The sequence below is a fragment of the Sorangium sp. So ce128 genome, from assembly GCF_051525245.1.
Classification (GTDB): Bacteria; Myxococcota_A; Polyangia; order Polyangiales; family Polyangiaceae; genus Sorangium; species Sorangium cellulosum_B.
The window spans coordinates 9878707-9901737 of sequence record NZ_CP150313.1; the positions used below are offsets into that span (position 1 = coordinate 9878707).

The 23031-nt window shown below is 72.0% G+C and carries 14 protein-coding genes; 6 read left to right on the plus strand and 8 right to left on the minus strand.

The features are described 5' to 3' along the window. Positions 1 to 442 precede the first annotated feature (442 nt). Both WME82_RS37485 and WME82_RS37490 read right to left on the minus strand, forming a co-directional pair. Positions 443 to 1414: a phosphotransferase enzyme family protein gene (locus WME82_RS37485; protein WP_438039236.1), complete on the minus strand. Its 972-nt coding sequence runs from the start codon at positions 1412 to 1414 to the stop codon at positions 443 to 445. 24 nt (positions 1415 to 1438) lie between these two features. After that, positions 1439 to 2743, minus strand: a complete 1305-nt coding sequence (locus WME82_RS37490) for an MFS transporter (protein ID WP_438039237.1) — start codon at positions 2741 to 2743, stop codon at positions 1439 to 1441. A gap of 12 nt (positions 2744 to 2755) precedes the next feature. Between WME82_RS37490 and WME82_RS37495 the strand changes: the two genes are divergently transcribed. The 4 genes from WME82_RS37495 (at position 2756) to WME82_RS37510 (ending at position 8685) form a co-directional block, all read left to right on the plus strand. Further along, on the plus strand, positions 2756 to 3580 hold the full coding sequence (locus WME82_RS37495; protein WP_438039238.1) for a glycosyltransferase family 2 protein: 825 nt from the start codon (positions 2756 to 2758) through the stop codon (positions 3578 to 3580). A 1-nt stretch (position 3581) separates the two neighbouring features. Further along, a complete protein-coding gene (locus WME82_RS37500; RefSeq protein ID WP_438039239.1) occupies positions 3582 to 5042 on the plus strand; it encodes a C45 family autoproteolytic acyltransferase/hydolase in 1461 nt (486 codons plus the stop codon). A gap of 413 nt (positions 5043 to 5455) precedes the next feature. Further along, positions 5456 to 7987 carry a cytochrome c peroxidase gene (locus WME82_RS37505; protein WP_438039240.1) on the plus strand — a complete coding sequence of 844 codons (2532 nt, stop codon included), beginning with the start codon at positions 5456 to 5458 and terminating at the stop codon, positions 7985 to 7987. A 47-nt stretch (positions 7988 to 8034) separates the two neighbouring features. Next, positions 8035 to 8685: a LolA family protein gene (locus WME82_RS37510; protein ID WP_437741294.1), complete on the plus strand. Its 651-nt coding sequence runs from the start codon at positions 8035 to 8037 to the stop codon at positions 8683 to 8685. Positions 8686 to 8843: 158 nt separating this feature from the next. Here the strand turns inward: WME82_RS37510 and WME82_RS37515 are convergent, their stop codons facing one another. Together WME82_RS37515 and WME82_RS37520 are read right to left on the minus strand one after the other, a co-directional pair. Continuing rightward, positions 8844 to 8969, minus strand: a complete 126-nt coding sequence (locus WME82_RS37515; RefSeq protein ID WP_438039241.1) for a hypothetical protein — start codon at positions 8967 to 8969, stop codon at positions 8844 to 8846. Between the two features lie 113 nt (positions 8970 to 9082). Further along, positions 9083 to 9769, minus strand: coding sequence for a hypothetical protein (locus tag WME82_RS37520; RefSeq protein ID WP_438039242.1), 687 nt, complete (start codon positions 9767 to 9769; stop codon positions 9083 to 9085). Positions 9770 to 10114: 345 nt separating this feature from the next. Here WME82_RS37520 and WME82_RS37525 point away from each other — a divergent pair, with 345 nt between their 5' ends. Continuing rightward, positions 10115 to 11110 (plus strand): amidohydrolase family protein, encoded by a 996-nt coding sequence (locus tag WME82_RS37525; protein ID WP_438039243.1) that lies wholly within the window; start codon positions 10115 to 10117, stop codon positions 11108 to 11110. 30 nt (positions 11111 to 11140) lie between these two features. Here the strand turns inward: WME82_RS37525 and WME82_RS37530 are convergent, their stop codons facing one another. The 4 genes from WME82_RS37530 to WME82_RS37545 all read right to left on the minus strand — a co-directional run bounded on the left by WME82_RS37530 (position 11141) and on the right by WME82_RS37545 (position 15914). Further along, positions 11141 to 12715: a hypothetical protein gene (locus WME82_RS37530; protein ID WP_438044970.1), complete on the minus strand. Its 1575-nt coding sequence runs from the start codon at positions 12713 to 12715 to the stop codon at positions 11141 to 11143. Positions 12716 to 12826: 111 nt separating this feature from the next. Beyond that, the gene (locus WME82_RS37535) at positions 12827 to 13870 is read right to left on the minus strand and encodes a hypothetical protein (RefSeq protein ID WP_438039244.1); all 1044 of its coding nucleotides are present in this window, start codon (positions 13868 to 13870) and stop codon (positions 12827 to 12829) included. 98 nt (positions 13871 to 13968) lie between these two features. Beyond that, entirely contained in the window at positions 13969 to 15291 is a 1323-nt protein-coding gene (locus WME82_RS37540) for a FecR domain-containing protein (protein WP_438039245.1), read from the minus strand. Beyond that, positions 15282 to 15914, minus strand: coding sequence for an RNA polymerase sigma factor (locus tag WME82_RS37545; RefSeq protein ID WP_437544827.1), 633 nt, complete (start codon positions 15912 to 15914; stop codon positions 15282 to 15284). Before WME82_RS37545 ends, WME82_RS37540 begins: the two co-directional genes overlap by 10 nt. A 560-nt stretch (positions 15915 to 16474) precedes the next feature. Between WME82_RS37545 and WME82_RS37550 the strand changes: the two genes are divergently transcribed. Beyond that, on the plus strand, positions 16475 to 23029 hold the full coding sequence (locus WME82_RS37550; protein WP_438039246.1) for an amino acid adenylation domain-containing protein: 6555 nt from the start codon (positions 16475 to 16477) through the stop codon (positions 23027 to 23029). Positions 23030 to 23031 lie beyond the last annotated feature (2 nt).

The following is a 23031-nucleotide window of genomic DNA, read 5'->3' on the forward strand; positions in this document are numbered from 1 at the left end:
CACCAAACGCCTCCGATCCCTTCGGAGCGTTCAGCGACGACTTTCTCCTCAATGCATGTTGGGCGGAAAGGAAGAAGGAGAAGGAAAGATTCACAGGGAGGCGGGGAGGCGGGGAGGCGGGGAGGCGGGGAGGCGGGGAGGCGGGGAGGCGGGGAGGCGAGAATGGTCTCCACCTCTCGCCTCTCCACCTTGGTCTGTATATATATCTCTCCTCCCCGTCTCCCCGTCTCCCTGTGAACTCTCTCTTTCTCTGTCTCCCGCCCAACGAACCGCTGGTGCTGACCGCGCTTCGCGCGGTGCCTCGTCGACCATCCACGATGCACTCAGCCCGAGGCGGTCGCGTTCATCGAGCGCGAGTTCGGTCCGGCGGTGGCTCAGGCACATTCGGCCAGGCACGGCCCATCTCCCGACATGCCCGCCCGCTCCCGCGCAGCCGCGCTCGTCACCCCCCCGCGAGCAGCCGCGCGAGCTCCCCGCGCTGGCGCCGCGCCGAGCGCGCCAGCGAGAGCTGCCCCGCCGCCCGGTACAGGTTGTGCGCGACCCGCGTCGGGAAACGCGACGGGTCCCAGCCGAAGTACCGGTCCTCGAACGCATCCCGGCAGAACCTCGACGCGAGCTCCAGCGCGATCCGCTCCGCCGCGTCGACGAGCGCCTCCTGCTCCTCCGCCCCGAGCGGCCGCGCCTCGCGGTAGCCCGCCACGGCGGCGGCGAAGACCTCCAGATCGAAGCGCGTCTCGGTCGAGTCCTCCCCGACCGGGTTGCACCACGACCGCCACGCGTCGCCGAGCTCCACGTCGATCGACTGCAGCGCCAGCGTGTCGAGATCGAGCAGGCAGATCCCCTCCCCCGCCTCGGAGAAGCGCAGGTTCGAGATCTTGAGGTCGCCGTGGCAGTGCCGGACCGGCAGGTCGAGCCGCCCCCGCCACGTGCGAAACGCGTCGAGGATGGCGTCCGCCAGCCGCCGCCCCTCACCCCCGGTGGCCGCGCCGTCCAGCCGCTCCATGTGGAGCGCCGTGTCGTGCGCGCCCACGCGGACGTGGCGGTACACGTGCTCGAGATCGTCCACCGCCCGGTGGAACCGGGCCGCGAGGGCCCCCGCGGCGCGCGCCAGCGCCGGAGAGCCGACCCGGTGGTGCGTGCGGCCAGGGACGAAGTCCATCACCCGCCATACCGCGCCCTCGGCATCGCGCGCGCACAGGGCGCCGTCACCGGTGCGCAGCAACCGCGGCGTCGCGAGGCCGCGGGCCGCCAGGTGAGCCGTCACCGCCTCGATGTCGTCGTGGACCTCCGGGGCGAAGATGGGGCTCACCCGCTGGACCACGTACCGCGGAGGATCGCCCGCCAGCCAGGTGCCGTTGATGAGGCCCTCGTCCTCGCAACGGCGCACGGAGAGGCCGCTCAGGGGCGCCCACACGTCCGGGATCATCGGGGCGGGAGGCTAGCTGCGCTCGGTCTCGGGGGGCAAGGGAGGCGGCGCCGGGACCGCCGGGACCGCCGCGGCCCGCCGGCGCAGCATCCACTGCGCCCCGAGCCACGTGACGACGCCGGCGCCGAGGCCGAGCCAGGCGGAAGCCGAGGGCACGCCGGCGCGCTCCACCAGGAACGCCCCGCCGAGCAACGCGGCGCACAGGCCCACCGTGAGGGCCAGGTTGTCGACGGCCGAGAGCCGGCCGACGAAACGATCCGGCGAGAGCCGCTGGATCTCCGTGCTCGACAGCACCCAGTTCGCCCCGCTGCCCAGGCCCCACACGAGCACGACCGCGAGCAGCGCCGCCGGGTGGCGGGTCACCGCGAACACAGCGATCGCTCCGAACGTCACCCAGACGGCCCCGGTCGCCGCGCGCTCGTCCCGCAGGCCGCGGCGGACCAGCGCGACGCCGACGAGCGGGCCGACCCCCGTGCCCGCGCCGCGCACGCACTGGAGGACGCCCAGCGTGAGCGCGCCCGTGCCCGCGAAGGGGAGCTGCGTCGCGACAAGGTTGAGCAAGAGGAGCGCCCCGCCGTTCGCCATGTGGACCGGCGTCTTCGCGAGCACCGCGGCGAGCAGCGGCGGCCGCTCCCACGCGTGCCGCCACGCGTGGACCATGTCGCGGCGCACCGACGCGAGCGCCGACAGCATGCCGCCCTCCGCCGGCCGCCCCTCCGCCACCATCGGGGGGAGCCCCCGGAGGAACAGCGCCGCCAGGCCGAACGACGCCGCGTCCAGGGCGAGCGCCGCCGCAGGACCGAGCCCCGCGATCAGGCCGCCGAACGCCATCCCGACCGCGAACATGACGCTCCACGTCGCCGACGCGATCGCGTTCGCCTCGAGCAGCTCGTCCTCCTCGACGACATGGCGCAGCACCGCGCTCTGCGCCGGCAAGCGCAGCGCGCCCACCGACGCGCGCACGAAGACGAGGACCTGCACCCCGACCACGCTGCCCACCACCGCGGCCCCCAGCATCCCGACCGTGAGCGCGCCCTGCACCACGCTCGTCGCGACGAGCAGCCACCGCCGATCCAGCCGGTCCGCGAGCACCCCCGCCACCGGCGCGAACAGCGCGATCGGGAGGTGATGCCCCACCATCACCAGCGCGAGCGCCACGACCCCGCCCCCCTCGCCCCCCAGCGCGAGCAGGCTCACAGCGACGAAGCTCATCCAGTCGCCCAGCAGCGAGACGACCTCGCTCATCCAGACGCGACGGAACGCAGGACGGCGGCGGAGCAGGCCAGGACGGCGCTCCGGGCGCCTGCCGCTGTTCATCCAGGGCACACCATGGTAATCGCGCTCTGTCTCATGCGGATCTGCGCCATCATTCCCGCCTACCAGGCCGAGCGCAACGTGGGGGACGTCACACGGGAGGCGCTCCGGGTCCACGGCCTGGCCGGCACCGTCATCGTGGTGGACGACGGATCGAGCGACAGGACGGCCGAGCGGGCACGCGCGGCCGGCGCCACGGTGCTGAGCCACCCGGAGAACGAGGGCAAGGGCGCCGCCCTGCGCACCGGGATGGAGTTCGCCCTCGCCGCAGGCTTCGACGTCGCGATCACGATCGACGCGGACGGACAGCACCCGCCGGAGGAGGCGCGGCGCCTCATCGAGGCCGACGCCGACCCCGAGGCGCTGGTGCTCGGCATCCGGGATCTCGCGGGCGCAGGCGCGCCGCGCGCGAACCAGATCTCGAACCGGATCTCGAACTTCTTCCTCTCCCTCTTCGCCGGCCGCCCCTTCGCCGACACCCAGTGCGGCCTGCGCCGCTACCCGCTCCGGACGACGCTGTCGCTCGGCGCCCGCGACGAGGGGTACGCCTTCGAGGCGGAGATCCTCCTGCGCGCGGTGGCCGCCGGCGTCCGCGTGGTCGAGGCGCCGATCCGGGTCATCTACCCGCCCGAGGGCGAGCGGCTCACCCACTTCGACAGCGTGCGCGATCCGGCGCGGATCATCCGCCGGGTGGTGGCGACGCTCGCGCTCACGCGCGGGCTCCGCCACGTGCCGGCCGCGCCGCTGCTGTCCCCCGACCCGGTCCGCCCGGCCGCGGCGAGCGCGCTCGCCACGGAGCTCGACCCCCACCCGCGGCAGCCGGCGACGGCGCCTCCCTGATTTGCGGCCGTCGCGCCTCGCACGCCACCGCCGCAAGCTCCTCGCGGCCGCCGCGCTCCTCGCCGCGCCGGTCCTCGCGCACCTCGGCATCGCCGCCGCGACGCGGATCGAGCCGCCCCCGATCCGCGCGGCCGCCGGCGAGCCCGAGACAGGGCCGGGAGGGCTGCGCGTGCTCGGCCCGGCCTACGCGCGCCGCCGCGGGCGGATCCTCGAGGCGCGCCTCTCGGGGTCGCCGGAGGAGATCGGGCACCAGCACGGGCGGCTCTTCTACCCGGAGATGGTCCAGAACGAGGGGACCCTCTACGAGCAGTTCCACCGCTACGTGCCCGTCGCCCCGCTCCGGTGGCTCATCATGGACCTGTCGCGCCTCGAGTTCCGCGGCGTCGACGAGGGCATGACCGACGGCGTGCGGCGCGAGATCGCCGCGCAGGCCCGCGCCTTCTCGCCCGACCCGTTCGACGGCGTCCTCCCCACGTACCACCGCTTCGTCTTCCTCCAGTCGCTCTACGACATCGCGCTCTCGTTCGAGCACTCGCCGCTCATCGGCTGCACGAGCTTCGCGCTCACCGGGACGGCGTCGGCGGGCGGGCACGCGGTGCTCGCCCGCAACTTCGACTTCGAGGCCGGGCCCGTCTTCGACGAGGGCAAGGCGGTGTTCCTCGTCCACGAGCAGGGGAAGATCCCGTACGCCTCGGTGTCCTGGCCCGGCCTGATCGGCGCGGTGACGGGGATGAACGCCGCGGGCCTCGCGCTCGTCGTCCACGGCGGGCGGGCCGGCGAGCCGCGGGCGGCAGGCGAGCCGGTCGTCCACACGATGCGCGAGGTGCTCGGCCGCGCGCGGAGCGTCGACGAGGCGCTCGCGATCCTCGAGGCGCGCGCGCCGATGGTCTCCCACCTCGTGATGCTGGTCGACGCGGGCGGCGAGGCGGCGATCGCCGAGCGGGCGCCCGGCGCGCCGCTGCACGCGCGCCGGGGCCGCGGCAAGGTCCCGCTCACCAACCACTTCGAGGGGCCGCTCGCCGGCGATCCGCGCAACCTCCGCGTCCAGGCCGAGACCTCGACCCGCCCGCGGCGCGACCGCCTCGACGAGCGGCTCGCGGCGCTGGCCGAGGGCGCGACGATCGAGGCGGCGATCGACGTCCTGCGCGACCGGCGCGGGCGCGGCGGCGCGCCCCTGCCGCTCGGCGACCGGCGCGCGATCGACGCGCTCATCGCCACCCACGCCGTCGTCATGGACGCCACGGCGCGCGTCCTCTGGGTCAGCGAAGGCCCCCACCTCGCCGGCCGCTTCCTGCGCTTCGACCTCACCCGGCTGCTCGACCCCACGTTCGACCCGGCGCTCGACACGGCCGAGCCCGACGCCATGCCCGAGGATCCGCTGCTCACGAGCGGCGACTACGCCGCCTGGGAGCGCGCCGGCTCACCCCACGAAGGCGGGGAGCGCGGCAACGACAATCCTTAAATAAGCAACGACAATCCTTAAATAAACAGACGCAACTAAATAACCGCTCCGTCCCTCGCGCAAGCGCGGCGGCTCCGTCTCCATGCCGTGACGCGGAGGTGGCGAGCGTGGCGAGCGAGCGCGACAGCCCCGCGCCCGGGATGCGCCTCATCCCACAGCGAGCACGAAAGCGCCGCGCCGCCACGCCTACGAAGGCCCTCCCCGCAGCGCAGCAGCGACATACCCGGCGCGAGATCGCAAGTTTTCGGCGTGGTTTCGGGGTGCCCTCTCTCCCACGCCCATACACCGGAGGTGGGACACCTCTCGTCCGGCGTGGCCTTACCGCAAGATTGCCTAGCGCGACCTTCCGTCCGACAATGCGATTCGGGGCGCCAAGGTCGCGGCATCGGAGCGGCGACTGGGTCGACCAGACCATGACGGACATCAACCTGATCAACACCACCCTCGATCAACGGTACGTCATCCTCGGGCTGCTCGGGGAAGGCGGGATGGGGGCAGTCTACGAGGCACGGCACCTGGGCACCGGCCGCCGCGTCGCCGTCAAGGTGATCACGAGCAAGCTCGCGCAGGACGAGGCGGTGATGGCCCGCTTCGAGCGCGAGGCCAGGGCGGCCGGCGCGATCGACAGCGAGCACATCGCGAGCGTGCTCGACAGCGGCAGGGACCGCGCGACCGGCCTGCCCTTCCTCGTGATGGAGCTGCTCAACGGCGAGGACGTCGACCAGATGCTCCGGCGGCTCGGCCCCCTGCCGCCCGAGCTCGCGCTCTGCATCGTGGCCCAGGCGTGCATGGGCCTCATCAAGGCGCACGACGCGCGCGTCCTCCACCGCGACATCAAGCCCGCCAACCTGTTCCTGGCGCGGCGCGACGGGGGCGAGTACGCGGTCAAGCTGCTCGACTTCGGCGTCGCCAAGATCCAGGACGACACCTTCGAGCAGCAGAAGGAGCTCACGGCCACGAGCAACCTGATCGGCTCGCCCATCTACATGTCGCCCGAGCAGGCGCGCAACATGCGGGACGTCGACGGCCGGACCGACGTCTGGTCGCTCGGCATCGTCCTCTTCAAGATGCTCGCCGGGCGCACCCCCTACAGGAACTCGCGGGGGCTCGGCGAGCTCATCGTCGCGATCTGCTCGACCCCGGCGCCGCCCATCCAGTCGCTGGCGCCCTGGGTGCCCTACGAGGTCTCCGAGATCGTCCAGCGCGCGCTCCAGATCGACCGGAACCTGCGCTTCCAGAGCGCGGCGGAGATGCTCGACGAGTGCCGGATGCTCCTGCCGCACGGCATCTCGATCCACGAGAGCATGCTGCGGCCCCTCCCCGACTCGGTGCAGGCCGACATCCCGCCGCCCTCGCAGGGGCCGCCGAACCCCGACGCCCCGACGCGGCGCCCGCCCACGCCCGTGGGGACGCCCCGCAGCCGCACGCCGACGCCCGGGAGCACGTCCCGCAGCTGGCCGGACCCCGGCGACTTCTCGACGCGGCGCCCGCCCACGCCCGTGGGGACGCCCCGCAGCTGGCCCGAGAACGTCACGCACAGCGGGGCCCTCGGCCAGAGCGGTCACCACCACGCGACCCAGAGCGGTCACCACCACGCGACCCAGAGCGGTCACCACCACGCGACCCAGAGCGGCCACCACGCGACCCCGCACGGCCTCCTGATCCGCGGGTTCCCGGACGGCCCGCCGCCATCGAGGACGGTCTCGGGCACCTCCGTGCCCTTCCACAAGACGATCATCGTGGCGGGTGACCAGCCCACCGCCCACGTGCGCCCCCGCAGCAAGGCGGCCCCGCTCGTGGTGGCGGCGGCGCTGGTCGCGGCGACGGGCGCCGGCGTCGGCGCCTGGCTGGTGCAGAAGACGACGGCGTCCGCGTCCGCCCCGGCGACCGGCGGGACGCAGCCCGCGCCGGCGGCCGCCGCGGCGCCAGGCGCGGCCACCGCGGCGCCGGGCGCGTCCGCCCCGGCCCCGGCCGAGCCGGCCGTGCAGATCGATCCGGAGCGGCTCGGGAGCTTCAACCCGCTGCCGGCGGTCATCACGTCCTCGAGCAACCCGCTCACGGACGAGAAGATCAACCTCGGCCGGATGCTCTACTACGAGACGCGGATCTCGAAGAACCACGACCTCTCGTGCAACTCGTGCCACCCGCTCGACCGCTACGGCGCGGACGGCGCCAAGGTGTCGATCGGGCACGCGCACCAGAGCGGCCGCCGCAACACGCCGAGCGTGTACAACTCCGCGGGGTTCTTCTCGCTCATGTGGGACGGGCGCTTCGACAACGTCGAGGCCCAGGCCAACGGGCCGATGATGAACCCGAGCGAGATGGCGATGACGCCGGTGCGGCTGGAGGCGACGCTGCGCTCCATCCCCGAGTACGTGAAGGCGTTCGGCAGGGCGTTCCCGAACGATCCGTGGCCCGTCAACGCCAACAACACCGCGAAGGCGCTCGGCGCGTTCGAGCGCAAGCTGATCACGCGCGGGCGGTGGGACCTGTTCCTGGAGGGGGAGCCCGAGGCGCTGACCAACGCGGAGAAGGAAGGGTTCAACACGTTCGTCGAGGTCGGCTGCGTGACGTGCCACTTCGGCCCGCACGTCGGGGCGACGATGTTCCAGAAGCTCGGCCTCGTGCGGTCGTGGCCCGACACGATGGACCGCGGCGTCTTCGAGATCACGAAGAAGCAGGCCGATTTCATGGTCTTCCGGGTGCCGACGCTCCGCAACGTGGCCATGACGGCGCCGTACTTCCACGACGGGTCCGTCTCGTCGCTGCAGGAGGCGGTGCGGCTCATGGGCAAGCACCAGCTCGGCAAGGACCTGTCCCATGCGCAGGTCGAGCAGATCGTTGTGTGGCTCAAGTCCCTGACGGGCGAGCTCCCGAAGGAGTACATCACGAAGCCGGACCTGCCGGAGAGCGGGCCCAACACGCCGAAGCCCATTGCGGATTGAGCGCGGCCCGCTCGTCTGACATGACCATGTCAGAGGACGAGGCGAGGATGCAGCGACGATCTTTCCTGAAGGGGCTCGCGGCGTGCGGCGGGGCGCTGTCGATCGGCAGCCACGCGCGCCGCGCGCGCGCGGACGAGGTGGGCGACGCGCTCGCCGAGATCACGCGGGCGCGCGCGTCGGTGAAGACGCTGGTCGCGCCCTTCACGCAGGAGCGGAGCATCGGCCTGCTGGCGACGGCGGTGAAGAGCGACGGCGAGATGACGCTGGTGCTGCCCGACCGGCTCCGGTGGGAGCTGAAGCCGCCGGACGCGATCACCTACTGGATCACGCCCGAGGGGTTCGGCTTCGCGACGCCGAAGGGCGCGGCGGGCGCGGGGCGGGGCGCGGCGGGGCGCTTCGGGGCGGTGCTGTCGGACCTCCTGGTGCTGCTCGGCGGCGACCTCGGGAAGCTGCGGGCGCGCTACGATCTGTCGATCCCGAGCCGCGCGGACGGGATCACGCTGGCGGCGCGGCCGCGGGCCGAGGAGGTCGCGAAGCACGTGCGCAGCCTCGAGATGACCTCGGGGCCGGAGCTGTGGTCGGTGCGGCGCGTGGTCATCGAGGAGCGGAACGGAGACCGGAGCGTCATCGCGTTCGGCAAGGTGGCGCGGGACGTGAGCGTGGATCCGGCGCGGATGAAGGCGCCGAAGCAGGGCTGAGCGGGCGCCGAGCTCGTGCCCGGCGGCGCGCGGGGCAGCGCCGGGCTTCCCTGGCCCCATAAGACGGGGGCCAAGCTCGTTCGGTCACGCTCAGGGCACGAAGCCCGCCACCCCACCATCACCAACGTGAACGTTTACGTGGTCGTGGTCGGGGTCGTTCACGTCCTACCGTTGACGACCACGACCACGACCACGACCACGACCACGACCACGTTCACGACCACGACCACGTTCACGACCACGACCACGACCACGACCACGACCACGACCACGACCACGACCACGTAAACGTTCGGATGTAGGAGAACGCGGCGGGAAGCTTGGTTAATGCCTATGCCCGGTCCCCCCGGGACACGGAAGCAGAGAAGAGCCCGGGCGTCGCGGCGCTAGGTGAAGATCAGCACTCGCACTCGTCCTCCCCTTCATAGGACTTGGCGACGAAGCTCATGTCATACGGGTAGTTCGCCTCGGGCGGCCCATAGATGCGGAGCAGCAGATCGTTCGCCGAACCCGCACCCCCTCCATCGAGCCATACCCGTCCATGATCGCTCTCCTCAGCCCCGAGGAGCTCCATCGTGGCAGCGCTGTAGATCTCCACGATCAACGTGTTCTCCGGGCCGGAGGGCGGAGTATACTGCTCACAACCCGCGCCGCACAGCTCTGCCCCGGAGGCCAGGACGCGAAGGCTCCAGTTGACCTCCTCGATCCCGAGAGAGGTGGTGTCGAGCAGGTACCAGTCTTCGTCGCCTTGGCAGAGGACGAAATCGATCTTCGAGAACCACGCGCTGGGACCAAGGCTGTCGTCGGTATGGTCATAGGCGAGCGGAGCCGCAGAGGCGGACGCGTCGTTCGCCTCGTAGGCGTCGTCTGCACAAACAGACGCTCCGCCGCCCCCGGTCGCGGCCCCGCCTACACCAGCCCCACCAACGCCGCTGCCGCCGCTGCCGCCGCTGCCGCCGCTGCCGCCGCTGCCGCTGGTGGCGCCGCTGCCGCCGCTGCCGCCGCTGCCGCTGATGGCGCTGCCGCTGATGCCGGTACTGCCGCTGGCATCGCTGCCGCCGCCTCCTTCGGCGCCTGAGCCCACGCCATTGTCCAGCCAGCGCGAGCAAGATGTCGTTCCAAACAAAGACGCGTAGAGCGCTGCGAACCCCATGAGACGAACCGAGCTACGAATGAGCGACATAGATAACTCCACTGGGCACAAATGAACAACGACCTCCAGGGCGAAACTTCGCCCTCGAGGCGCGAACATCGAGCGTTCGCACGAACCAGGCTCAGAAGCGAATCATCAGCTCACATCATTTTTCATATTTCCTGACTCCCTCCTTTCTCATGGCGCCATCCCCGCCACGGCGTATCCTTGTCGGCGATGGATCCAATCGTCGCTCATCGCTCTCGTGGTCGCCGCCGCCCTCATCGCCCTCCTTCGATGAACTCGCGCGCCGAGCGCGGCGCTCGCTTCCGGAGCATCGCGTGGGGCGCCGCGCTCGCCGCCGTCCTGGGGTGCCGTTCGTCGCCGCCTCCGCCGGCCCGCCAAGAGGTAATCGACATTCATGTGCACCTGACGGAGGCCAGCGCGGTGGCACCATTGCTCGCGCACATGGCCAAGCATCACGTCGATCGCGCCGTCATCCTGGCGAGCCCGGACCTGACCAGCGGACGCGGCGGCTCTGGCCTCTCCGGCTACCGCGCAGGCAACGAGCTCGTCCTCGACGCCGCAGCGGCTCACCGTGGAAAGCTCATTCCCTTCGTCACCCTGGAACTCGGTGACGACGACATCCCGTACCTCGCCGAGCTGCGCCGCCGAGGCGCCTGTGGCGTGAAGCTTTATCAGGGGCACAACCTCTTCCACGAGCGCCCCCTCGACGACCCCGCGCACCAGGCGATGTGGCAGGCGCTCGCGGATCAGGCGCTTCCGGTGCTCCTTCATGCCAACACCGTCCGTTACAGGAGCGAGCTCGAGGCGGTCCTGCGCGCCTTCCCCGACCTGCAGCTCGTGTGCGCGCACCTCTGCGGCAGCCGCACCGACCTCGCGCGCATGGAGTCCCTGATGGAGGCGTTTCCGCGCCTCCTCGTCGATACGAGCCATGGCTCCGCCGGCCCGGCGACAGAGGGGTTCGCGAGCCTCGAGCGGGAGCGCGCCCAGCTCCTCAGGCTGTTCTCTCGCTGGCCCGAGCGCTTCCTGTTCGGGACCGATCTCGTGACCAGCGGGCTGGACCCGATGTCCATGGAGCTGTGGGACCTGCAGGTGGAGTCGAACATGGGTCTCTTGAAAGAGGACAAGTTTCGCTTCTTTCGTCAAACCGCCGATCATCAATCGGCCCGCACGATCGGCACCTACCAGGGCCTTCACCTGCCCCCCGAGCTCCTGGGACCCGCCCTCGGACAGAACGCCGCGCGATGGCTCGGCGCCTGCCTGCGCTGAGGGCCACCTCGCGGACCGCCGTCCGCGGCCTCAGGGGCCGAACTTCGCGAGGAAAATGGCCCGGGTAGACGCCGGAGCCGCCAGCGGCCCCGTGCCAAAGTCGATGGTGCCGAGGAACGGTCCGGCGGCGTACACGTGGCCGGTCGCGTCCATGGCCGTGGAATAGCCGTACTGTTGCCCCCTGCCGCCGGTGTGCTTCACCCAGCGGACCGTGCCCGCCGCATCGAGCTTCGCGACGAAGGCATCGCCATAGGTGCAGTCCATCAGGCCCGTGCCGAAGTCGACGTCGCCATACATCAAGCCGGTGATCGCGAGCTCGCCGTCCACGGTCGCCGCGACGTCCAGCGCCGTCTGCGGCCCATACTGCCCGAGGCGCCTGGCCCAGAGGAGCTCGCCTGCCGGGTTCAGCTTGGTCACGAAGGCGTTGCCGCCCCAGGTGACAGAGCCGGGCTCGAGAGGACCGTACCCTCCCTCGCTCACCAGCGGACCTGCGCCGAAATCCACGCTCCCGAGGAACGTCCCGCTGATGACGACGTTTCCAGCGCCGTCGACCGCGACGCCGTACGCCCTCTGGAGCGCCTCGTCGCCGAACCGCTTGCTCCAGACGTGCTCACCGGCAGCATCGAGCTTCGCCACGAAGATATCCTCGCTGCCGGCGGTGGTCAGCGGCCCGCCGCCGAGGTCGATCGCCTCGGCGAAATAGTCGCCGAAGCTGCCGGCGAGGACGACGCTGCCCGACGCGCCGAGAGCGACGTTGTGGATCTCCGTGTAGCCGAGCTGCTTATTCCAGAGGCAATTCCCCGCTGGGTCGAACTTCGCGATGAACGAGTCCATGTCACCGACGCTGGTCAGCGAGGCGCCGCAGACGCTGATCTGGCCCATGAACGTCCCTGCCACGACGACGTTCCCGGCTGCATCCATGGCGAGGCTGTCCGCCCATTGATCGCCGTCGACGCCGACTCGAGCCGACCAGACGTGTTCTCCGTCTGCCGTGAAGACAGCCACGAAGGCGTCGCCACCCGACTCCTGCCCCACGAGCAAACCACCGCCGAAGTCGACGCCGGTCCCGTAGACCACCCCCGTCGTGGCAATGAGCCCCGCCTGGTTGACCGCGACGTCATGCGGGTAGACGGAACCGGAGAATTCCTTGTGCCAGAGGTTCTCGCCTTCGTCGTCGAATTTCGCGAGGGCGAAGGCCAGAGCGCCCCCGGTCGAAAGCGGACCGGCGCCGAAGTCGACGCCATCGGCGACCGCCGTCGCGACGACGAGGTTGCTGGCTTCGTCCACGGCGATACGGCTGCCCACCCAGACCTGGGGTTGGCGTGGGTTCGCGGCGAAGTGCCGGCTCCACAGAGAATCGCCGCTGCCGACGGCGCCGCCGGCGCCTGCGCCGCCGCTGCCGACGGCGGCGTCGCTGCCGCCTACGCCGCCGCTGCCGCCTGCGCCGCCGCTGCCGCTGCCGCCTGCGCCGCCGCTGCCGCCTGCGCCGCCGCTGCCGCTGCCGCCTGCGCCGCCGGCCCCACCCGCTCCCGTCGCGCCACCTCCGGCGCCATCATCGCGTATGGGATCGAGCGGGATCCTGTCGCATGCGGCGACAAGCGTCATGAGCACGGTGCATCCAGGTACGAGGAGCTGTTTCAAGGAGGCCTCTCCGATCTCGATTGAAGAAGTACGCGTGGCTTGCTCCTATGAATGGCCGCCTGTCGTGGCGGCGGCTCACCGCTGGACGACGATCCCGAGCGAGAACGACGCGAGCGGGCTGAACGTCGAGATCACCCGTCCTGCGAACCGGATGTCGACAGGCGGGATCGCCGCGCCGCCGAGCGCGCCCGCCGTGAGAACCACGGAGTCGACGAGCCGGAAACGCGCCTCGCCTCGCCCAACCACCAAGGCGGTGAAGGTGGACTCGTCGCTGTCGATATAAGGCGGTCTCGCATCGCCGGACGCGCTCACGTAACCGAGACCCACGCCGGGGGAGAGGACGAGTCCGAAGCGACGGCTCCTCTCGATGGGCGCGAGGGCGAGCTCGGCGCCGAAGAGCGAGCGGCGAAAGCGAACCTTGCCCTCCGACGCCTCGATCTCCGGACCGATGACCGACAGGTCCGCCAGGAGCCCGACGCCGATCCGGGCCGAGGGCCAGATCCGGAGCGAGGCATCGAGCGCCAGCGAGGCGCCAGGCGCCTGCCATCCCACGGCGATCGCGACGCCGACCTCGACGAGCGGGGCCCTGGGCGCCGCGGGCACCGCGAACGGCGGCGAGGGCGGCGCCCAGACGCGGAGCGGCGGGCTCCGCCACGCCTCACCGGGCAACGCGGCTGGAGGCGCGGCGGGAGAGGGCTGGACCGGGGCCGGCGCGACGGCCACAGGCTCTGGTGCGACGGCTCCGGCGGGGGCCCCGGCCGTCGACCGGAGCGCCCGCACCAGCTCCGCCGCGCGGAGCACCCGGGTGTCGAGCGGGCCGTCGGGCGCCACGCTCGCGACCAGGTCCGCGCGCCCGCTCGAGTCCGACCAGATCTCGATGGCCCCCTCCTCGCCTTCGGGGATGACGATGAGCAGCCCGCCGGAACCAGCCGCCACGGGGCCCGCCTGGACGTGTACCTGCAGGCCCGCCGCTTCGAGCTCCTGCGAGAGCCGGTACGCCAGCGCCCCGCGCGCGCCGGCGACGACCGTGATCGGCGGCGCCTCCTCGGCGGAGCACGGCGCCGCGAAGGCCGCGAACGCCAACAAAGCGACGAGCGCGCAGCCGATCGAGCTCGCCACGGCGCGCGCCCCCGGCGCGCGCAGGCGGCGCCGGCGCGGCGGCCGCGACCTCCGCGGGTGGAGGCTCAATCGAGCGTGCAGGCTGCCGAACGGAACCCTCAATCGGCCCCATGGGCGAGCGTCGCCGCGAGCCCGGCGTGGGCGCCGTTCGGGTACGCCGCGAGGTAGCGCGCGGCGAGCTCGCGGGCGCGCGCGCGGAGCTGGAGGTTCCTCGCGCACTCTATCGAGCGGCCGAGCGCCTCCGGCGCGAGCGCGCCCCGCGGCCTCTCGGCGAGGTACACGGCGAACCAGCGCTCGGCCTCCGCCCAGGCGCCGCGCCCGTCGAACGCCATGCGACCGAGGTGGTACGCGGCCGCGGCCGCGGCGTCGCTCCCGGCAAACCGCTGCCGCGCCGCCTCGTAGAACCTGGCCGCGACGTCCGGCTTGCGCGAGAGGCGCGCCGCGGAGCCGAGATCGACGAGCTCCGCGCCGCCAGCGCGCCCGAGCACCGTGTCGATGCCCAGGAGCTCCACGTCCGCGAGCGCCTCGCCGAGCTTGCCCGCGGCAAGGTGCGCGCGCCAGCGCTCGGCGGGAGCCTCGGCCAGGGGCTCGCCCGCGCGGGGCTGCGGCGAGCCAAGGGAGGGTGGCGCGGGTGCGGGCGCAGGAGCGGATGCGGCGGCGCTCGAGCTCGGGAGGAGGGCGGGAGGCTGCGCAGACGGGACGGCCTCCGGCTCAGGCGCTGGCGACGGCGCCTGCGGCGCGACGGACGACGCCTGCGGCGCGACGGGTCGGGGAGCCGCGCACGCCAGCCGCGTCGCTTCGGGGGCGGCGAGGGCGCGCCCCGAGGGGTCGACGCATGGGCCCAGGATGCGCACGCGGCCGGTGATCATCGAGACCGTGAGCTCCTCGGCTTCCGTGTTCCACGTGATGTCGAACTCGGTGCCGATCACGTGGACCTCGAAAGGGCCCCCGGCCACCACCCACCGGGTGTCGTCGCGATGCACGACACGCACGCGCAGCGAGCCGCGCTCGAGGAGGACGCTCGCGCCCCGGGGGCCGACCTCGGTCACGCGGGCGCGCGTCCCGGGCGCGAGGTCCACGCGCGACCCGTCCGAGAAGTCGAGCCCGACCTGCGACGCGTCCGCCGCCACCCACCGGCCGACGGCCCCCGGCGCCCCCGCGACCCGGTAGGTCAACGGATCGCCCGGCTGGAACAGCACGAACCAGAGGACCGAAGCGGCGAAGCACGCCGCGGCGAGCGCGACGCCGAGCCGCCGCGAGCGGGGAGCCGCCCTGGCGCCCAGCGAGAGCGCGGCCTCCTTGCGGTAAATCGCCTCGAGTCGATCCGTGGTCGACGGCCGCACCAGCCGCTCGAGCGCGGCATCCTGGTGCGCGGCGACCCGGCGCCCCACGGCCGCGACGTCTTTGGTCCTCAGGTCCATCGGTCGCCCTCCGCGAGCCAGGAAGAAAGAACTTCATCCTTCTTGCAGCGCTCGACGAACGCGAGCTCCGCGCGCTGGATCCGGCGCTTGACGGTGGCGAGCGACACCTTGCACGCAGCGGCCACCTCCGCGAGCTCCTGGCCCTCGACGATGCGCAGCGTGAAGGCCAGCCGATCGTCGGCGTCGAGCGTCTCCAGGGCGCGGTAGAAGGCACGCACGCCCTGCCGGGCCTCCGGATCGGCGCTGGCCGCGACCTCCGGCAGCTCGTCGCTCGCGAAGAACGCGAGCCAGCGGTGCCTGCGCCTCTTGCGGAGCGCCTCGCGCGCGACGAACACGGTGACGCTGGTGATGAAGGGCTTCAGCGCCTCGGGCTCGCGCACGTCGTCGATGCGGGAGAACACCCGGGCGAACACGTCCTGGACCAGATCCTCCAGGCTCCGGACGTCGCCCAGGATGCGAAATAGCATCCGCTCGACGAGGCCCGCGTAGGTGTCGAGCAGGCGGCGCTCCGCCGCGGGGTTCCGAGCGTGCAGCCCGCGCAGGATGTCGGGTGAGGTGAGCTGCGCGCCGGCAGGGCGGTCCGGCGGACGGGGCTTTCCAACGACGCGGAGGTGCACGGACATGGGGCAGCCTCTAAGATGGCCGGCCCCCGCCGCAACGGCTCAGAGCGGGCGTGCGGCGTCGCCCGGCGCCCCCGCCCGGCGAGCTGATGCGTGGGCGCTGGCGCGCGAGCACCATTCGCCAGTTTGCGACAGAGCGAGCTCGGGTTCTCTTCATGCGACCGAGCCCGTCGCCCGGCGTCGTTTTAAACAATAAATAACATTATTTAACAATCGCATCCCTGCGAGGCGATCATGGAGTGAGCGCGCGCCGCACATCACCGCGCTACAGGCTTCTTCCGCATCATCAGGGGACGGCATGCTCCGTCGATTGGTGGGCTAGACAGGGCTTCTTCTTCGTGTCATGACCTGCGCCCGTTGCTCGAGCGTTCCCCGTAACCCACGATCCTCTCGGGCTCGCAGCTGAGCGAGCGCCGAGCCCGGTGGATCACCTCGACCGTTGGCGCACCCTGCATCCCCCGCGAAGCCTTCGATGCGCTGCGGGAAGCATGCATCGATTCGATGGGTGAAGCGCCTGGGCGCGCGCAGGTGGTCTTGCGTGCTTGAATCGAAAGGAACCGTTCGTGACACTTGGCATGACTTTTTCTGGGCATGCGCCCGGCGCCGCACAGGATGATCTGTCTGGATCTCGGAGCGCCATAGCGTCACTTCCTGAGCTGCTCGCTCGCCGCGCGGAAGAGCTCGGCGACGCGCCCGCGTACGTGCATCTCCACGAAGGCGAGGAGGAGACGGCGGCGCTCTCGTTCGCCGCGCTCCACGCCCGTGCTCGAACGATCGCCGCCTTCCTCCGCGCGCGCTATCCGCCGAAGAGCCGCGTCATCCTGCTGTTCGGCCCTGGGCTCGAGTTCATCGAGGCGTTCTTCGGCTGTCTGCTGGCGGACATGGTGGCTGTTCCCACCTCGCTCCCGCGGCCGAATCGGGCGGAATCTCGGTTCGACGCCATCACGGCCGACTGTGCCCCTGCGTGCACGATCGTCGCGAGAGCCACGCCGCGGGGGCGGAGCGCGCCGACCTCGCGCTCCGGGCTCGCCGTTCACACGCTGGAGGAGTGCTCCTCGGGCGCCGACGCCGGACGCGCGGGCGGCGCGCGTGGCGTCGATGACGCGCGCGCCGCGCGCGGCACGACAGACGACGTCGCGTACCTGCAATATACCTCCGGCTCGACCTCCAGCCCCAAGGGCGTGATGGTCAGCCATCGCAACGTGCTGCAGAACTGCCGCATGATCGCCGACGGGTTCGGGATCGAGCGCGGCGACACCTTCGTCAGCTGGCTGCCCCACTTCCACGATCTGGGGCTGATCCACGGGATCATGCTGCCGCTCTTCGTGGGCGGCAGATGCACCAGCATGCCTCCGGCGTCGTTCGTCTTCCGGCCCATGCGCTGGCTCGAGGCGCTGTCGCGCCACCGCGGCCACCACAGCGCGGCGCCGAACTTCGCCTTCGATCTCTGCGTGACGAGCTCGACCGCCGAGCAGCGCGCCAGGCTCGATCTCTCCACGTGGAGGACGGTGATCAACGGAGCCGAGCCCGTCCGCGCGGGGACCCTCGCGCGCTTCATCGCAGCCTTCGCGCCGAGCGGATTCCGGCCCGACGCGCTGCGACCCTCCTATGGCTTGGCCGAGGCGACGCTGGTGGTCAGCGCCTCGCCGAGGCGCCCGCCGCGCGTCGTCACGGTGAGCTCCACGGAGCTGCAACAGGGGCGGGCGCGCGCCAGCGCCGCCGCGGAGTCCGACGCACAGGAGCTCGTGAGCTGCGGACGGCCCCTCCCCGGCACGCGCGTCGCGATCGTCGATCCAACCAGCGGAGAGGCTGCGCCGGATCTGCAGGTAGGCGAGGTGTGGGTCGAGAGCAGCGCGGTGGTGAGCGGCTACTGGGAGAATCCGGAGGCGACGAGCGCGTCGTTCGGCGCGCGGCTGCGCGGGACAGGCGATCTGCGCTTCCTGCGGACCGGCGATCTCGGGTTCATGCAGGAGGGAGAGCTGTTCATCACAGGGCGGCTCAAGGACGTCATCATCGTCCGAGGACGCAATTACTATCCACAGGACATCGAGCTCGCGGTGAGCTCCGCGCACGAGGCCTTTGCGCCCGACGGGGGAGCGGCCTTCTCCGTGAGCCTCGAGGACGGGGTGAGCTTCCCTGTCGAAGAGCCGGAGGCGATCGTCGTCTGCCAGGAGATCAAGCGCGGGCAGCGCGGGCTCGATCTCGAGGCGCTCGCGCGCGCCGCTCGGGGCGCCGTGGCGCAGCAGTTCGGGCTGCCGGTGCACGCGGTGGTGCTCCTCCCCCCGCGCCGCCTCCTCAAGACCACGAGCGGGAAAGTGCAGCGGAGGGCGTGCAAGGCGGCTTTTCTGCGGGGTGAGCTGGAGCCCCTCGGCGTGTTCCACGGCGCGCCGGCGCGCGATGGAGCGCCCGGCGCAGCCGCGGCCCAGGACGGGGCCTCCGCGACGAGAGGCGCGCAGGCCGGCGGCTCGAGCTGTACAGCGCGCCTCGGGGCGCTCGTGGGAGACATCCTTCAGGTGGACGCCGCGCGGCTGCGATGGGACGTGCCGCTCGTCGAGGTCGGGCTCGAGTCGGTCAAGGCGATCCAGCTCGCAGAGCGCATCGCCGGGTTCAGCGGCAGGCAGATCGCGCCGGTGAGCTTGATCGAGGGAATGACGTTGAACGAGCTGTCGCGCCTGCTCGCCGAGCCGCCCTCGCCCGGCGGCCGCGAGGAGGAGGTCCCCGCCGTCAGCCCAGGTGACGACGACCCAGGTGACGACGACCCGGGAGCGCCCTTTCGCCAGACCGACGTTCAACGGGCGTATCTGGTCGGGCGCGAGAGCGCCTTCGACCTCGGGGGCGTCGGCTGTCACGGCTACATCGAGCGGGAGTGCGAGGGGCTGGATCTCGAGCGCTTCGAGCAAGCGTGGAATCGGGTCATCGCACGGCACGAGATGCTCAGGGCCGTGTTCACCTTAGACGGGCTCCAGCGGGTGCAGCGGACGGTGCCCCGCTTCGAGCCGAAGATATGGGATCTCCGCGCGATGACGCCGGCCGACGCCGGCCGGGCGCTCGGTGACATCCGTCATCGGCTGTCCCACCGCGTGTTCGCGCCCACGGAATGGCCGCTGTTCGACGCCGGCGTGTCGCTCCTTCCCGACGGCCGGCGCCGCGTGCACATCAACCTGGATCTCCTCGCGCTCGACGCCTGGAGCTGCGGGATCGTCTCGCGCGATCTGGAGCGCTTCTACGAGCAGCCCGAGCTCGAGCTGCCGCCGCTCGGCGTGACCTTCCGGGACTGCATCGTGGATGCGGAGCGCCATCGACAGACGCCGGATCACGAGCGCTCGCTTGCGTTCTGGCGCGAGCGCGTGGCGAGCCTCCCCCCCGCGCCCGACCTGCCGCTCGCCAGGAAGCCTCGAGAGGTCACGCCGCCCCGGTTCGTGCGGCACAGGGGGCGCCTCGACCGGTCCGCGTGGGAATCGCTGAAGAGCCGGGCGAAGGCGAGCCGCCTCACGCCGTCGGCCGTTGTCCTCGCGGCGTTCGCCCAGGTGCTCGGGAAGTGGAGCGCCCGCCCGGAGTTCTCGCTCACGCTGACGTCGTTCGAGCGCCCGCGGCTGCACGAGGACGTCGCGGAGATCGTCGGCGATTTCACCACCGTGGTGCTCGTGGGCTTCGACGTGGGCGGGCGCAAAGCGGTCTCCGAGCTGGCGCGCGCCACGCAGGACCAGATCTGGAGGGCGATCGAGCACCGGCGCGCGGGGGCGATCCCGGCGCTCCGCCAGGCGCACGCGCCGAGCGTCCCCGTGGTGTTCACGAGCCTGCTCGGCCAGGGAGGGGCCGAGCCGCAGTCGCTGTTCTCCTGGCTCGGCGAGGAGGTCTTCATGGTCACCCAGACGCCGCAGGTGTGGCTCGATCATCAGGTGACCGAGGACCAGGGGGAGCTCGCGTTCTCCTGGGATGTCGTCGACGGGCTCTTCCCCGAGGGGATGGTCGGAGCGATGCTCGAGTCCTATCTGGATCTGCTCGCGCGGCTGGCGCGCGGCGACGAGGCGCTCCAGCAGGCGAGGGTCGCGCTCCCGATCGCGCAGCAGGAGGCGCGCGCCCGGATGAACCGGACGCAGCAAGCCGCGCCCGAGGAGCTGCTCCACGCGGCGTTCCTCCGGAGCGCGGCGGCCCGCGGCGGGTCGCCCGCGGTGATCGCGCCCGGGGGGAGCATCACCTACGGTGAGCTCGACCGGCAGAGCAACGCCCTCGGCCGAGCCTTGCGGGCCCGCGGCGCGCGCCCCAACACCCTCGTCGCCATCGCCTGCGAGAAGGGCATGACGCAGGCGCTCGGGGCGCTCGGCGTCCTCAAGTCCGGGGCGGCCTACCTTCCCGTCGATCCGGCGTGGCCCCGGGAGCGGCTCTGGGGGATCCTGGCGCAGGGCGAGGCGCAGATCGTCCTCACCCAGGCGCGGTTCGCGGAGCCGGCCCGGTGGCCCGCGGGGACGATCGTCGTGCCCCTCGACGCGCCGGGCGGGCTGTCAGAGGACGAGTCGCCCCTCGAGGCCGCTCAGCGGCCCGACGATCTGGCCTACGTCATCTTCACCTCGGGCTCGACGGGGAGGCCGAAGGGCGTGGCGATCGATCACCGCGGCGCCGTGAACACCCTCGCGGACGTGAACGCGCGCCTCGGCGTGAACGCGTCCGATCGTGTCCTGTCGCTCTCGTCGCTCGCCTTCGATCTGTCGGTCTACGACCTCTTCGGCCTGTGGGCAGCGGGGGGCGCGGTGGTGCTGCCCGAGCCGGCCCGGCTGCGCGATCCCGGCCACTGGGAGGAGCTGATGTCCCGGCACGGCGTGACGTTGTGGAACACCGTCCCGGCGCTCATGCAGATGCTCGTCGAGCACCGGGCGGAGCGCCCGGGCGCCCCCGCGCCCCTGCGCGCCGTGCTCCTCAGCGGGGACTGGATCCCCGTGACCCTGCCCGATCGCATCCGCGAGGCGTTCCCGGGCGCGTCGGTGCTGAGCCTCGGCGGGGCGACGGAGGCGTCGATCTGGTCCATCGCCCATCCGATCACCCGCGTGGATCCGAGCTGGAAGAGCATCCCTTACGGCAAGCCGCTCGCGAACCAGCGGTTTTACGTGCTCGACGGGGCGATGGAGCCGTGTCCCGACGGGGTGCCCGGTCGCCTCTACATCGGCGGCGTGGGCCTCGCGCGCGGCTACTGGCGGGACGAGGAGCGGACGCGCGAGCGCTTCGTGACACACCCGGAGACCGGAGAGCGGCTGTACTGGACCGGCGACCTGGGACGCTGTCTGCCGGACGGGAACATCGAGTTCCTGGGACGCGAAGACTTCCAGGTGAAGATTCAAGGGCACAGGATCGAGCTCGAGGAGATCGAGGCCGCGCTGCTCCAGCACCCCGACGTGGCGAGCGCCGCTGTCTCGGTGGGGAGCACGGCGAGCGGTGGAAAGCGGCTCATCGCCCATGTCGTTCCGGCCCCGGGCAGGGCGCTCGAGGCGCCCGCGCTGCGGGCGTTCATCGCCTCGAAGCTCCCGGACTACATGGTGCCAGGCGCCTTCGTGGAGACGTCCCGTCTTCCCCTCACCAGCAACGGCAAGGTCGATCGCAGCGCCCTTCCGGATCCAGCGAGCGAGTCCGGGGTGGAAGCGCCGCCGCGGGGCACCGCGGACCCGGAGGTCCCCTTGCTGCAGGATCCGATCGCGAGGCTGAAGTTCAAGCTGAGCAAGCCGGCGCAGCGCGATGATCTCTCCGGGGCCGCCATCCCCCTCATCGCCCGCGCGCGCACGGACGAGGATCTCTCGGCGTTCGCGCGGCGGCGCAGCTATCGCCAGTTCCGGAGCGAGCCCATCACCTTCGAACGCCTGGCGCGCTTCCTGAGGCAGCTGTCTCCGGTGAGGTTGCCAGGTTATCCGCTCGCCAAGCAGCTCTACGCCTCGGCGGGCAACCTGTATCCGGTGCACGTGTATCTGTATGTGAAGCCGGATCGGATCGAGCGGGTCCCCGGCGGCACATACTACTTCCACCCCGAGCGGGAGCAGCTGGTCACGATCCAGCCCGGCGCGCACATCGACCGGTCGGTCCACGGGGGCCCCAACGGGCAGGCGTTCGACAGCTCGGCGTTCAGCGTGTATCTGGTGGCGGATCTCGGCGCCATCGAGCCGGTGTACGGCAGCCGGGCGCGGGATCTGTGCCTCATGGAGGCCGGCGTCATCGCCCATCTGCTCGAGTCGACGGCGCCGGATCACCAGATCGGCCTCTGCCAGACGGGCGGATTCGACTTCTCGCAGGTCGCCCACCTCTTCCAGGTCGGCCCGCGCCACGAATACCTCCACGGCCTCGTCGGGGGGGCCGTCTCGGACTCGGACACCACCCTCGAGGCGCTGGCCCGCGAGTCGGCGGCGCTGGCGGCCATGGTCGACGCCGCGACGCGCGCCGCGTCGCCGCAGGGCGCCACCCTGGCGAGGCCGGAGCGGCCGCGTGATGGGCTCGCGCGAGCGCTCTCGTCATACGTCGCAGAGCGCTGGACGGAGGAGCCCGTCAGGGTGGTCGTCGTCGACAGGCTCCCTGGCTCGGCGGAGGGCGCGCAGCGGTCGGTCCCGGAGGGCGCGCAGCGGTCAGTTCCGGAGGGCGCACAGCGGTCAGTCCCGGAAGACGCGCCGCCACGCGCGGAGCGAGCCAGGGCGAGGCCTGCCGTGGTGGCGAGCGACGGGCTGGAGAGCGCCATCGCCCGCATCTGGGCCGAGGTGCTGAGACGCCCGCGCGTCGGTCACGACGACAACTTCTTCGACCTCGGGGGCGATTCGCTCCTGCTCGTCAGCATGGCGCGCAGCCTCCGCGAGCGCTTCGACCGCGATGTTCCGCTGGTGCACCTGTTCGAGCATCCAACGGTGTCGCAGCAGGCGGCCTACCTGAGGACGCTCGGGGTGAACGCGCCCCCCTCGACGAGAGGCGAGGATGCCACGGCGGTCGGGGCCGCGCCGCGCGCGGCGGAGGGCGGCCGGTTCGACGCCATCGCAGCGCGCGCCCAGCGGCAGCGCGAGCGGGGCCTGGAGCGGCGCGCGCTCGCGCCGTTCGCGCTGTCTACGCTGTCTACGCCGGAGCAGGCCTCGCGCCAGGGCAAGCCGGAGGAGTGAGC

Bases quoted from the DNA above. Each gene is read 5' to 3' on its own strand.
- WME82_RS37510 (WP_437741294.1), top strand. From the start codon at position 8,035: ATGCAGCGACGATCTTTCCTGAAGGGGCTCGCGGCGTGCGGCGGGGCG.
- WME82_RS37540 (WP_438039245.1), bottom strand. From the start codon at position 15,291: ATGGACCTGAGGACCAAAGACGTCGCGGCCGTGGGGCGCCGGGTCGCC.
- WME82_RS37530 (WP_438044970.1), bottom strand. From the start codon at position 12,715: ATGACGCTTGTCGCCGCATGCGACAGGATCCCGCTCGATCCCATACGC.
- WME82_RS37545 (WP_437544827.1), bottom strand. From the start codon at position 15,914: ATGTCCGTGCACCTCCGCGTCGTTGGAAAGCCCCGTCCGCCGGACCGC.
- WME82_RS37525 (WP_438039243.1), top strand. From the start codon at position 10,115: ATGAACTCGCGCGCCGAGCGCGGCGCTCGCTTCCGGAGCATCGCGTGG.
- WME82_RS37490 (WP_438039237.1), bottom strand. From the start codon at position 2,743: ATGAACAGCGGCAGGCGCCCGGAGCGCCGTCCTGGCCTGCTCCGCCGC.
- WME82_RS37495 (WP_438039238.1), top strand. From the start codon at position 2,756: ATGGTAATCGCGCTCTGTCTCATGCGGATCTGCGCCATCATTCCCGCC.
- WME82_RS37505 (WP_438039240.1), top strand. From the start codon at position 5,456: ATGACGGACATCAACCTGATCAACACCACCCTCGATCAACGGTACGTC.